Below are 13,461 nucleotides of genomic sequence, written 5' to 3' on the forward strand. Positions count from 1 at the left end.
GGCTGAACAATTATTTTGTTCGTCAGGTCAATTTTATTTTGCTGTTCAATATTATACTTTAGCGATATGTTGCGGCCTCAACAATCCACAACGAGCACTAAATGAACAAATTATTGACAGGACTTTCTTGCGCAACACTTTTACTGTCAAGCGCACTAGCATTTGCTAATCAAGACCTTCCAGAAGCAGACCTTGAACTTTTACTTAATTTTAAAGATTATTGCCAAGAAGTCGCTGACGATGATGGCACCGGCGATTTATCCTTACAAGCGTTCTTGCTAGTATGCGTCAATGAAGAACTAGCGGCTGAAGGTTACCAAGCAATTACAAACTTACCTGAATAGTAGAAATTCAAGGGGTCACAAGGCAAAGGGGTCAGGTTTAGTGAGCGAATTTTTTGAAGAATAGTGGCTAACTGAACCTGACCTCTTTATCTTTTTTACTTAAAAGCCGCTTCAAAGTGAGCCACCAGTGACGTCACCAGCGGATGGTGATTACTTTTCAATACAAGCAAATAGCAAGGCAGTGTATCAAATGCCTCTGGCACTATTTGAATCAAATCCTTCTCTTTCATCAATGCCTTTGCATAAGCTTCAGGTAACAATATTGAACCGTTATTTTGCGCCAAATGACACACAGCAAGATCTAAGGCGTTGGTTTTCCAAACACTATTTTTAGCAGACGGATAGGCGCTGAAAAAGCGGCTTGAAATATCATTCCCCCAGTCTATATGTATATAGGTATCAGCATCAAATACGGCGGCGGCGCAGGCACTATATAAGTACATAGGCTGTCTAAAGAGCAGGACGCTTTCGATATAGCTAGACTTTACAGTTTCGGTAGAAAAGGCTAAATCAATACTTTGTTCGTGTAATTGCCTAGAAATGAGTTCTAAGTTGAAGATGTCAGCACGCAATATCAACTGATTATACTTTGACTTTATTTGGGCCAATGCTGACGAAAATATAAGTTTTGCAGCATTTGGCGTGGCTGCACAGGCCAAGTGTGCAAGGTTTTCTTGTGCCAGCGCAATGCGAGCCTGTTTAATTGTTTCAGCTAATTGAATAGCAAACGGGAGCAGTTTTTCGCCAGCAGGCGTAAGGTGTATATTGTTACGGTGGCGAATAAATAAGCTAACATTAAAATATTCTTCAACTTGCTTGATGCGAGCACTCACCGCCGCTGGGGTTAAATGCAGATTCTCGGCGGCCTTACCAAAATGTCGTGTGTGCGAAACTTCTATAAACGTAACTAAAAATCGTATGTCCACCAATGTTATCCATATTAATGCCCAATATTTACTGCATGGATTGTACAAGGTATGAAAAATAGTGCACGCGCATTGTTTACACGGATTAACATCTAGGCTGTTGAATAGTGTCAGGACATTGTTTATTCTTTGTTAATTGTTAAGCTAGACCCTGCATTGAATAAACTAGTTTAAAAATTAATAACGATAATAAAACGACGGAGATCAACTTTATGCGAAACAACCCTTTTAAGGCGACTTTACTCGCGGTGGCCATGGCTACTGTAAGTGCAGGCGTAAAAGCGGACACCTTTGAAATTGAGCATTTACCTAAAGTACAGCACGCTGCTAACATTACCGTTTCGAGTGACGGAGAACTCACCGCTTATACCCTTGGGGCTCCACGCGATATACTTGCCGGTGACAAAGACGGTAGAGCCGATACTCACTTATATATCATGCGTGAAAATGGTGAACCGATTCAATTTATTGGCACCCAAGGCAGCATTTCAGGCCTGCAGTTCAGCCCTGATAAAAGCACGATTTATTTTAAAAGCAAACGCGATGGTGACGAAAATACCTCGCTATATTCAATATCTTTAGCCGGTGGTGAAGCACAAAAACGCTTCGAATATGAGACTAGCATTGGCGATTACCGCGTAAGCAACGACGGTAGCACCCTGCATTTTGTGGCGACCGAAAAAGACACGAGAAAAGATTTTAAAGACAAAGGTTTCGACGCAGTCGTATATGAAGAAGACCAGCGCCTCGCTTCGCTTTGGTCAGTTAGTCTTAACGACAAAGACGCTAAGTCGGTCAAAGTATTTGACGGTGGGCATGTGTCTGACTTTGAAGTGTCAGCAAACGAAAAGACCCTCGTGGCAGCAGTCGCACCGACTAATTTGGTCGATGATTCACTGATGCTCACAGATCTATTTTTCCTAGATATTGCCACGGGTGAAGTTAAATCACGCATCGATATCCCCGGTAAACTTGGCGCATTTGAGCTATCTGACAATGGCGAACATCTTGCCTTCTTAGCGGGTACTGACATACACGACTCGTCAAACGGGGTGCTGATGGTGGCAGAATCAAATAGCGACAGCTTCATGCAATTAACCAAAGACGCACCTCAGCATATAATGGACATTGACTGGCTAGGTAAAGATATTTTAGCGGTCGCGCACAGAGGTGTTGAAAGTGCATTAGTAGTATACGAGACAAACGGCGATGAAAAACGCACTCTTAAAACCCCTAACAACATCGTAGTAAGAAGCGTTGACATTGGCGATGGCCAGATACGCTTTATTGCTGACAGCGCCGAGCATCCTCGCGAAGTTTTCAGTATAAAGCGCAATAAAGTGGTGAAACTTAGCCACCATAATGCCTGGATTGACGAATTAGAACTGGCTCCTCAGACTACTCATACCTACACAGCCCGCGATGGCCGGCCAATTGAAGGCTTGTTAATTACGCCAAACGGCACCGCGCCAGAAGGTGGTTGGCCACTGATTCTAACCGTACACGGCGGCCCTGAAGCACACTATAGCGACGGTTGGATAACACGCTATTCAGACGGCGGCCAGTTTGCAGCAGCCGACGGCTACGCGGTATTTTACCCCAACTATCGTGGTTCAACTGGGCGCGGCGTGGCGTTTGCTAAAGAGCATCAAGACGACTACGCCGGCAAAGAGTTTAACGACTTAGTTGACGGCGTTGATGCACTTGTTGCGCACGGCATTGTCAACAAAGATAGAGTTGGCATTACTGGCGGTTCTTACGGCGGCTATGCGGCAATGTGGGGAGCCACTTCGCAAAGCGAGCATTTTGCGGCAGCGGTAGCGTTTGTGGGTATTTCGAATCAGATATCAAAGTTTGGTACCAGCGACATTCCAAATGAAATGCATCTAGTGCACTCGTTAAAGTGGCCATGGGAAGACAACTGGATGAACTTGCTTGAGCGCTCACCCATTTATCATGCAGGTAAAAGCACCACGCCTACCTTAATAATGCATGGCGAAAAAGACACGCGCGTGCATCCAAGTCAGTCAATGGAACTCTACAGGGCCATGAAAGTGCGTACACAAACACCCGTGCGCTTAGTCTTCTACCCAAATGAAGGGCATGGCAATCGCAATGCAGCCGCGCAATACGACTATTCACTGCGGTTTATGCGCTGGATGGATACGTACTTAGCGCAAGATGCAACACGCAGTGACCCAATGCCGCCAACCGACTTAGATCTCGCTGATAAGCTTGAGCCTGAGAAGGATGACGCTGAGTAAACATTAATACTGACCCTTTTCTTATATTCGAATTCGTCCTGAACAGAAACTAACAGCTTGCGTTAGTTTCTGTTCAGGACTAAAACACACCCGGCGTTAAGAAAAATAACAGTGTGCTAATAACTTCTACCCCGCCTAGTATTTACGTGTGATCTGGCATATTGTCCGGATCATATTCTGCGCACTGCGCTATTTGCGCCACGCTAATATTCAGCTTCACTGATTTGGTGTCCCAGCGGATACTGTCTATATGCTTGCACGCTACCAGTACCTTTTTTGTTTCTGGTAGCCAGTCGCCCGTATCAACCACTAGATATTTTAGTGACCAGTTGTAGCTGTCCCAGATGAAGTCTTCAAGTTGGCCGCTGTCGGCGCTGTCAATATGGATGTCGTACTCCAGGACTTCTTGGGCAGACCTTAGATGATTGTTTTTTTCACGGTCATCTTGTTCAATTTCAGTGTGCACAATGGTGCCGGGTGCTGTTAGGGCGCCCGGGTATAAATAATCTCCCCAAAGGTCCATACCAGTCCAATAGTAACCGTAGCCAAAGTATTCATAGTACTGTTTCTCAAAGCCACGAGAAACGGTGTCTTGGTCTTCCACTTTTGGACTATCTTTTACTTTCTCCATAGTCATCGACACCGCTAGCTCTTCATCTTCTTTATTAAAGTCGCGCAGGGAAATAGGGCTAAGCAGTACTTTTTGACTAAGTGGCATCCAGCGCGATGTGTCCACTACTAAAAAGCGCACCGTCCAGTTTTGATCGTCAAAATAAACATCTTTTATATGCCCGAGTTCGCCGTCGCTGGCTTTTATTCGGCTTGAATTGAGTTGGTCTGAGCTAATTAACATATCCTTCTCCTTTGTGTCAAAGATGCCAAAGTGTCACTGCGTAGGCATTAAACATACTTCGCGTATACTGCACCTTGGGTCTGCTGAAATTGCATATAATACAGCGTCGGCCACATCCGACGGGTCTAGCTTTTCGGGCTTGGCTTCATCAAAAAATGGTGTGTTGACCACGCCTGGGCATATTGTTGTGCAGCGTCCCTCCCACTGCGCCATTTCTGCCGCTAAATTTTGCCCAAAGCCGTAGGCAAACCATTTCGTTGCACCATATACTGAACCTTTTAAACTTATTTTTCCGGCAATAGAGCTTGTAATGATGAAATGACCTTTGGTTTCTTTAAGTAACGCAAGGCTTGCTTTAGCGGTGTATAACAAGGCGTTAATGTTCACGTCTGTCATTGTCTTCCATTCATCTATATCGCCATTTTCAATCCCTGGTGTGTTAATGCCCGTGCCAGCGTTAGCAAAGACAACATCAATGCGGCCGAATTTTTGCTTGGCTTTTTCTACCACGCGTTCTATCTCGGCGAATTTTGACGCATCGGCTTGTACCGCTAAGACTTTGTCTTCACCCCAGCGCTTTACAATTTTTTCCAGTTTATCGAGGCTACGAGCGGTTATTACAGCCTTGTGGCCTGCACTTACCACCTTATCTACCGTTGCTGCGCCAATGCCGCTTGAGGCACCGGTGATGATTATTACCTTTTCATTTTCCATTGTTTTTTTCCTTATAACGTTTAGCTAATAAGTTTTTGCGCTATCGCGTCTATAAAATTAGGGATGTCGTCAGGATTGCGGCTGGTGACTATTTTACCGTCAATCACCACCGATCCATCTTTGTAGCTTGCACTCGCGTTTTTACTGCCGGTGCTAATACTAGGGTAAGAGCGCTTGCTAACGTATATAAAGTATCATTCAATAACTCCCTATTATTAAGGGCCTATTGGCATTAGCCGGCTAATACAACTAACCTACAAAATGCGTGCCGTTTATTATATTGGTTTATCGCAGATCCCACGCAGATGATATGGCGCGTGCTAGCAGGCCCTGTTGAACTGATAGACAGTCTGGGTAAGTTTATAGACAGTCTAGGTAATCTTGTGTGGAGAACTTAAATTTAGGCCATCTTTTACAGTGGTGTGAATAATTTACACGTTGAAATTGACTATCTACTGCAGAGTCTGGCGATTTTCTATCCTTCCAATTTACAGTGCTATACATTTTTTGAACGTTTTATGTGTTTATGTCTCAACTGTGGATGGTTTTGTAAAAGTTGACTATTAATAGTTGAGCCATTATGTCGGTCAATTTATTGCACTAATCTTGCAATATTGTATAAATAGCAATAGTAACAGCACAGTACAGCACACCACAGCAATAACACTACAAAGAGAAATAACACCATGATTAAAGCTTTTACCTCAATAACCCTTACAGCGTTCCTGTTTTCCTGTACTCCTTTGCAGTTTGCATTAGTGAATGCGCCCTTGATAAGTTATGAGGGGGAAATAGTAAAAGACGTTTCTTATGGCGAGCATCAGCGCCAAGCCTTAGATATTTATATCCCTAAAGTTGAGAAAGAGAACTTTCCTGTAGTGGTGTTTTTTCACGGTGGTCGCTGGACTGAAGGTTCTAAAGAACAGTACAAGTTCGTGGGAATGACATTGTCTAACATGGGGTATGTCGTTGTGCTGCCCAATACGCGCCTTTACCCCGAGGTAAAATTTCCTGTCTTTGCGCAAGACGCAGCCAAATCGCTTGCATGGGTCTATGACAATATTAGTCAGTATAAGGGCAACCAAAATTTGTTTGTTTCTGGTCATTCATCGGGCGCTCATCTAGGGGCGCTAATCGTTGCGGATGAGTCATTCTTAGGTGCTTATCAGCTTTCGCCTGGCATTGTTAATGCGTTTGCTGGTATTTCTGGGCCTTATGATTTTGTCCCACAAGCGCCCGATGTAAGAGATATCTTCGGACCACCTGAAAACTTCCCCAATTTAGTTGTGACCAATTTTATTGATGGTGACGAACCACCGATGCTATTACTTTACACTGGTGAAGACGAAACAGTGCATATTAGAAATTTAGAAAAACTTAAAGCTGGAATAGAGGAGGCAGGCGGCATTGTTGAAACGATTATTTACGAAGATGGCGGACACGCGGCTTCTGTAGCGGCGTTTAGCTGGGCAAATCTTTCAGATTTGCCTGTTCCTAAAGACATAGATGATTTCTTCATGAGACATCTTAGGTAGAGAAAGTTGAGCCCGTTAAGTAAGTATGCACTTGCTCTCGCTTAGCTAGCACAAACAGCAGCAGGAGGTCGCCTGGCTTGGCGTTTTGCACCGCTAATTTAACGCCCGCTATAGGATCGATGGTTTCGAATATAGAGGCACTCGCTACGCCTTTGTTTAGTAAGTGAGACTTAACTAAGGCTGATACCTCGCCCATTTCTCGCCCGCGCAGGTATTCTTCAATTTCTGCAAGTATGTAAGTGTCGGGCTGTAAACCGAACACGGCGTTGGCCACGTCGTAAATTTCTGTGTTTGAGCGATCTCCGGCGTTGCTAAACAACACCGTAATGCGACCTTCTTTAGGCAAGTCATTGGCCATGTTTTGCGCCATATCCATAACGGCCTGCATGCTGTGCGCGTTATGGGCAAAATCAACAACTACGGTGGCACCTTTGACGTGGTATATATTACCGCGTCCGGGGTTGTCACTTGGGTTTTGTCCAAAGCGCATAAGGCCCGTATGGATCGCACTAGTGCTAATCCCCATTATTTTACATAAGCCTACTACGCCAAGCGCATTTTCTATGTTGTGCTTGGCGGTGCCAGAGACAGTCATTGGAATTTCGTCTATTTGCGCGATGACCTCAGTGCTGCTATAGCTATAGATAATTTGATTATTGTCGACATATACACAGGGCCGCTGCTGCTGAATTTGCGCCAATATTATGGGGTTGTCAGCGTGCATACTAAACCAACAAATAGGGGCTACAGCATCTTTTAAAAAAAACTCAGGCGCGAATTTGACCAGCCTTTTGTCGTCGGCGTTTAGTACAATGAAGTCGCCAGCGCCTTTAATAGCTTTGGCAACCATTAGTTTAACGTGTGCAATTTCATCTATCGTATTTATGCCGTACTGACCCAAATGATCGCCGGCTACATTGGTCACTAAAGATGCGGTGGCGAGATTAACCGGTAAACCGCGGCGCAATAAACCGCCGCGAGCAACTTCTAAAAAAGCAATTTCTGTGCGGGTATCACGTAACAACATTCGCGCTCCGCCTGGGCCTGAATAATCGCCATCATCAATAATAGTGTCACCCACTTTAATGAAGTCCGTTGAGGTTACCCCTGCCTGCATACCAGCGGCTTTTGCAATTTGAGCGGCTAATCTTACACTGGTTGATTTGCCATTAGTGCCTGTAATTAAAGCCAGTGGCACTTGAGCGTATTGCTCCCAGTCTACCTCGCTAGCATCCGGGAAGTCGTCTATTGACCACGTTTGAGAACCCGTACCTGAGCCTAAACTTACTTCGTCATCGTCGCTTAAACACAAAACGCCGTGTTGACGGGCAGCGTTAAGTAAAATAATTAGTTTGGGATTTGCCTCTTCTTTAATCGCTTCTTGCAAAATTAAGAGCCGTTCATCTTTTAAGGCGTTTTGTTCGCCCTTAAGTTCATCAACGCAGCAGTCCCAGGCTAACTCTAATACGTCGCAGGCGCTATATAGCAAGTCCATGGGAGCACTTAATGACATACTCGCGCCGCCTTCATATAGTCGGTGAAAGTACTGCTCTTGCCAGCCAAGAGAGCTAAGACAGTAATCAAGTTGTTTTTGCCAACAAATAATTACTTCTTGCTGGCTTATACCTTCAATAAATACGTCGGCAATGGTGCCAGGGTAATCCGATAACAAGTTGGGACCCGTAAGGCGGCGCACTTCGTCTAAACTTAACTGCATGTTCGGCATTATCCTTCTACTTCACTTTTACTCAGTCAGAATCTTCATCGCGGTCAACCACTATGTGCACGCCGCGCTCGTCTTGCACTAATCGAGAGCCCTCTTGAAGTTCAAATTTATGCTCAACATACTCAAACAGTTTTTCGGGGAAATCTTGCGATGGCTTCTCGCCCTCCAATATCGTTTTGTCGCCGTCTTCATTGAAATGCACAATTTGTTTCCAGCAGCGCGTGATGTTGTCGCCTAATACGACTAGCAGGTCTCCTGATTGACAGCTAGTTAAGCCCGCATCAATCGCGTCCACCTCACTTGGAATTACCTGTATGTTGGCTTCATCAACGCCCGCTGCCATCAGCGATGCTTTGAGAAGTTGGGGGACTTCGTCAACGCCACGACCGCGGCGATCGTCGTCTGCTTTACACACGAAGGTATCAAAGGTATCGGCAACCGCACTTGCAGCATCAATAATATCTTCGTCACGTCTATCCCCAGGCATCGCGATGACTAAACGGCGCTTGCCTTTTACGTCTAAGCGTCCGGCTAAACCAGTAATGCCCCTAATTGCTGCAGGGTTGTGGGCGTAGTCCAAGATCACTTTGAAAGGATACTCATCAAATATGTTCAATCGGCCAGGCGCTTGGTAGAATGAGGTGTTGAATATGCGAAGACCTTGGCGAATGTCTTCTAGCGATGTGTCAAAACTGTATGCCATGGCCGTGGCAAACATAGCGTTTTGCACATTATGCAAGGCTTTGCCTTCAATAGTGGCTGGGATTAGATGCGTCCACAATAGCGGGATATGAGCGCCTTTATCATAAATGGTGATCATGTCGCCGTTTATGCCTTTTTCCAATACAACCGCCATACCGCCTTGGCGTATATGCTGGCGCACCAACCCGTGACCTGAGTCCATGGTGATATAACAAATTTGTTTAGCGCTGCAAAATTCTGCCATCTGTAAGCAGTTGATGTCGTCGGCGTTGAGGACTACACAGTCTTGAGCGACTTCCACCACTACTCGTTTTATTTGTGCAAGCTGTTCTAAAGTGTCTATGCCGCGTTGGCCTAAATGATCGGCAGAAATGTTTAAACAAGCGCCTACATTACACGTAGTGTAGCCTAAACCACGTTTTATAATGCCCCCGCGTGCGGTTTCTAAAATGGCAAAGTCTACGCTTGGGTCGCGCAGTACTATTTGGGCTGAAGTGGGGCCGGTCATGTCGCCTTTCACGGTCAAATGGCCGTCTATATAAACACCGTCGGTGGAGGTCATGCCGGTGGTATAGCCTGCACTCTTCATAATACTGGCTAGCATACGAGAGGTGGTTGTTTTACCGTTTGTGCCTGTGATTGCGGCTACTGGAATGCGTGAGTTTGTGCCTGGGGGAAATAACATATCAATAACTTTACCCGCGACATCACGAGGCTTACCTTCACTCGGTGCTACGTGCATTCTAAAACCTGGCGCGGCATTACACTCACAAATGCCGCCGCCAATTTCTTTATAAGATTTACTAATATCGTCGGTCAGAAAGTCTACTCCACCTATATCAAGTCCAATGGCGCGAATAGCGCGAATGGCCATGTCGCGATTGTCAGGGTGGACCACGTCGGTGACGTCTATGGCAGTGCCTCCGGTAGAAAGATTTGCCGTTGAACGTAAGTAAAATGCTTCACCATTGGGTAATACGCTTTCTTTAGTATGGCCGGCTTCTTCCATTAAACGGCTTGCCTGACTGTCTAGCTCTAGGCGTGTTAATACCTTTTCATGCCCAACACCGCGCCTTGGATCTTGGTTTACAATATTAATAAGCTGCTCAATCGTACTTACGCCGTCACCCTTTACGTGTCCGGGAACGCGTTTAGCCACTGCTACTAATTCGTTATTGACCACCAGCATTCTGTGGTCATATCCGGTTATGAAGCTTTCAAGCAAAACGGCGCGGCCAGTGCCGTATTTTAAAGCTTCCTGAAAGGCAGTAACAATCTCTTCATCGGTAGTTAAGTTAATACTCACTCCGCGCCCGTGATTCGCGTTTAATGGCTTTACCACTACGGGGTAGCCGATTCTTTTGGCCGCTCGAACGGCTTGACGTTCATCATAGACCATCATCTGCTTGGGCACGGGTAAGCCTAGATCATTCAATAAATTGTGCGTATCTTCTTTGTCGCAGGAAATTTCTACCGCAATATGCTTAGTTTCGCTGGTAATGGTTGCTTGAATTCGCTGCTGATATTTACCGTGGCCAAACTGCACTAAACTGTAGTTGTTTAACCGCAACCAAGGTATGTCTCGCGCTTGGGCTGCGTTAACGAGTGACGCCGTACTAGGACCAAACTCTTTACGCTGTGCCATTTTGATGAAGTCGGTAAGCTCTTGGCTAAAGTCGAAGTCGTCTTCTATTTTGGCGTTTATGGTTTTTTGGATATGTTCAGGCATTAAATGATTGAGTAGTTTAAGCCCTAATGCGCCTGCTTCAAGTCCAACGTCTTGCTGCTGATACTGATACACAACATAGTAAGTGCCTTTTTCGGCTAGGCTACGCGTGCGTCCAAAGGTAACTGCTACACCTGCGAGGTTTTGTAACTCAATGGCAACATGCTCCCATATATGTCCAACCCAAGTGCCTTCATCTTCGCGCAGGCGGCGCAAGAACCCGCCTGTTTCGCCGTACGAGCAGCCATGGCTTTGCAAAGAAGGGATAGTTTTCACTAAGCCCTCAATAAAGTCATGACCAAGCTTGACTGAAGGCCAGTTTTCTAACTCGCCTAAATCTATTTGATAACAAATGACGGGGAAGTTGGCATATACATTTGGCCCGACATATACATTGCGACTTAGAATTTTCATTGAGACGGAATCCCTTTGCTAATTTTACAATTTATTATTTTTATGCGAAGTATCTCAGTTTAAAAGGAAAACGACACTCTCATGCCTATAAGCTACATAAAAAAAGTAGCTTTCGCTACCTTTGATTATTGAATGTTTTCAATTACAGTAAAATAATTTCGACAGACTTAACTCACGTATGCTTTTCGTTCGCCGATGTCGTAGCGGGCGCCAGACGATAAAATATGCACTTTGAGGTTTAGCAAGGTCAGGGCATCGCCTGCGCGCGCCTTAGCCATTGATGAATATTCAATGTCACTGGGGTCTACTACCGTAATTGCGCCGCTGCCCACTACTGTAAATACGTTGTTATGGTCAATAAATGCAGCGGTGTCTTCGTCTAGTCCTATGCCGACAAGAAATGGGTTGAAGGATACGGCCGACAATAAGCGTGCTAAGCGATTACGTTCGTTGAAGTGCTGGTCTACCACAATAGTATTAATGAGGCCCATGCCGGGGGCTAAGTTTACACCGCCTTCGGTGGGTACGGTGCCAGAACTGCCGCCCGTGATCATATGCTGCGATACTATCGCAGCCCCTGCAGAGGTGCCTGCATAATTAACACCCTTAGCATTTAACTGGCGTATTGCTTGCGCAATAGGGGTGCCGCCTAAAATTGTCGATAGCCTAAGTTGATTTCCGCCGGTGACGAAAATACCGGTGCTTTTTTCCAATATCTTTACGTAAGCAGGGTTTTTAGCGTCGTTGCGATCGGTAATAGGCAACGAATAGGTTTTTTTAACGCCTATTTCTTCAAATATTTTTTGATAGCGTTTGCCAGTATCGTCTAGTTGAGAAGCGGTGGGCACTACCGTAATAACCGCGTCGTTACCGCCTGAAAGCTTAACAAACTTGCTCAGTATTTCGGGGTTGTTCATTTTTTCTTCACCGCCACCAATAGGGATTACATATCCTCTAAGAGTGCCGTCTATTGTAGGAGAGGGCATAATATTTACTCGAAAGTGCCTTTTAGCAATTGTTGTTTATGTTTAACATGCCACTGGCCCATGGCCATTACATGATCTATTTTATTGCGTTTATCTAATATTAAAATATCGGCGTTTGCGCCTACTTCAATACGTCCTTTTTTATGAAAATTCATTAACTGGGCAACGTTTAGGGTAAAAAAGGGCAGTATAGCCGTCATATTCTCTCCGTGGTCGAGCAGTTCGTAAAAAACATTTGTCATAGATTGGGACGCCGCAAAAGCCATTTTTTTCAAGCTACCGTCGGCGTGAAAGTCGGGTAAACAGCCGCCGCCATCTGAGCTAATGGTCAGTTTGTCCTGGGGTAAGTCTTGTCCCATATATCGCAGCAAAGCCTCAGCCGGCTCATAGCCAACACCGTCTGTCTCAAATGCAGTTACGTCAACCCAACAGCCTTTTTTGGCCAAGTCACAGGCCTCTTCAAACAGAAATTTTTGCCTGTTAATATGCGTTGGATTGTAAGTGCGAGGCGGGATCTCAGCATGTTCAAGCGCATCTCTTACCATGCTTAAGCCACTTGCGCCGTCGCCTAAATGTAAATGCAACATCCCTGCTTTACCTGTCATTAAGCGAGCTACATGGGCTTGGGAAGCAATTTTTAGCAGCTCATTTAGCGTGGGTTGGCTTGAACGATGGTCGCTAATGGCAAGCTCACCCACCCCTATTACAGGCTCAATAAATACAATATCGCGTTGCACCGAGCCGGTTAGGGTAGTGGGTGGTAAGTGATAGCCGCCGGTGTAGCAGTAGGCTGAAAATCCTTCTTCGCGCAGCGCGTAAACTTGCGCAACTAGCGACTCGGTAGAGCGCGTAATGTCGTCGGTACCTAACAAACCCACCGCCGTGGTTACCCCGGCGCTGGTAAATTTACTCAATGGTACTGGCGGCACACGGGTAGAAAACCCAGCTTCGCCACCGCCACCGGTTAAATGCGTGTGCCCGTCAACAAAGCCGGGTATGAGCGCGCAGCCTTGGGCGTCGACTACTTGATGCTCTAGCCCAATGTCTGGACAGCTATCGGTAATTGAAATAATGCTGCTGTGAGCAACCACCACGTGCTTTAAGCCAAGGTGAGTTGGCGCATAAACATTGGCATTCTTTATTAGGGTAATCAAAAAAAGGCTCGCAGGAGTTGTTGCTTATAACGTGCGCGCAATTCTAAAGGTTTATTCGTTAATTACAACAAAACAAGCACTTATAAGATCGACTAAAGCGTCAATAAAGCGTCAATA

11 protein-coding genes are annotated in these 13,461 nt (G+C 45.5%); 3 read left to right on the top strand and 8 right to left on the bottom strand.

The genetic code is table 11. The features are described 5' to 3' along the window. Window positions 1–101: 101 nt before the first annotated feature. Complete coding sequence (locus BAE46_RS11760) at window positions 102–344, top strand: hypothetical protein (protein WP_006006045.1); 243 nt, start codon at window positions 102–104, stop codon at window positions 342–344. A 95-nt stretch (window positions 345–439) separates the two neighbouring features. On the opposite strand, the gene BAE46_RS11765 is transcribed toward BAE46_RS11760, so the two are convergent. Then, on the bottom strand, window positions 440–1,270 hold the full coding sequence (locus tag BAE46_RS11765) for a LysR family transcriptional regulator (protein WP_006006046.1): 831 nt from the start codon (window positions 1,268–1,270) through the stop codon (window positions 440–442). 212 nt (window positions 1,271–1,482) lie between these two features. Between BAE46_RS11765 and BAE46_RS11770 the strand changes: the two genes are divergently transcribed. Further along, window positions 1,483–3,534 carry a S9 family peptidase gene (locus tag BAE46_RS11770; protein WP_070112922.1) on the top strand — a complete coding sequence of 684 codons (2,052 nt, stop codon included), beginning with the start codon at window positions 1,483–1,485 and terminating at the stop codon, window positions 3,532–3,534. 142 nt (window positions 3,535–3,676) lie between these two features. Here the strand turns inward: BAE46_RS11770 and BAE46_RS11775 are convergent, their stop codons facing one another. Genes BAE46_RS11775 through BAE46_RS15040 form a run of 3 tightly spaced genes read right to left on the bottom strand, consistent with a single transcriptional unit; the run spans window position 3,677 to window position 5,289 of the window. Further along, a complete protein-coding gene (locus BAE46_RS11775) occupies window positions 3,677–4,387 on the bottom strand; it encodes a hypothetical protein (protein WP_070112924.1) in 711 nt (236 codons plus the stop codon). 33 nt (window positions 4,388–4,420) lie between these two features. After that, on the bottom strand, window positions 4,421–5,101 hold the full coding sequence (locus BAE46_RS11780) for an SDR family oxidoreductase (protein WP_006006049.1): 681 nt from the start codon (window positions 5,099–5,101) through the stop codon (window positions 4,421–4,423). A gap of 20 nt (window positions 5,102–5,121) precedes the next feature. Next, window positions 5,122–5,289, bottom strand: coding sequence for a DJ-1/PfpI family protein (locus BAE46_RS15040; RefSeq protein WP_081483943.1), 168 nt, complete (start codon window positions 5,287–5,289; stop codon window positions 5,122–5,124). Between the two features lie 498 nt (window positions 5,290–5,787). Between BAE46_RS15040 and BAE46_RS11785 the strand changes: the two genes are divergently transcribed. Beyond that, window positions 5,788–6,636: an alpha/beta hydrolase gene (locus BAE46_RS11785; RefSeq protein WP_006006050.1), complete on the top strand. Its 849-nt coding sequence runs from the start codon at window positions 5,788–5,790 to the stop codon at window positions 6,634–6,636. Here the strand turns inward: BAE46_RS11785 and BAE46_RS11790 are convergent. The 4 genes from BAE46_RS11790 to iadA form a co-directional block, all read right to left on the bottom strand. Beyond that, window positions 6,629–8,353: a Mur ligase family protein gene (locus tag BAE46_RS11790; protein ID WP_006006051.1), complete on the bottom strand. Its 1,725-nt coding sequence runs from the start codon at window positions 8,351–8,353 to the stop codon at window positions 6,629–6,631. The two genes, BAE46_RS11785 and BAE46_RS11790, sit on opposite strands and share 8 nt — an antisense overlap. Before the next feature lie 31 nt (window positions 8,354–8,384). Next, the gene (cphA, locus tag BAE46_RS11795; RefSeq protein WP_070112926.1) at window positions 8,385–11,204 is read right to left on the bottom strand and encodes a cyanophycin synthetase; all 2,820 of its coding nucleotides are present in this window, start codon (window positions 11,202–11,204) and stop codon (window positions 8,385–8,387) included. 167 nt (window positions 11,205–11,371) lie between these two features. Further along, entirely contained in the window at window positions 11,372–12,190 is an 819-nt protein-coding gene (locus BAE46_RS11800) for a cyanophycinase (protein ID WP_006006053.1), read from the bottom strand. A gap of 5 nt (window positions 12,191–12,195) precedes the next feature. Then, window positions 12,196–13,344 (bottom strand): beta-aspartyl-peptidase, encoded by a 1,149-nt coding sequence (gene iadA, locus BAE46_RS11805; RefSeq protein ID WP_070112928.1) that lies wholly within the window; start codon window positions 13,342–13,344, stop codon window positions 12,196–12,198. Between the last annotated feature and the right edge of the window lie 117 nt (window positions 13,345–13,461).

This window comes from Glaciecola punicea, assembly GCF_001756615.1.
Taxonomy (GTDB): domain Bacteria; phylum Pseudomonadota; class Gammaproteobacteria; order Enterobacterales; family Alteromonadaceae; genus Glaciecola; species Glaciecola punicea.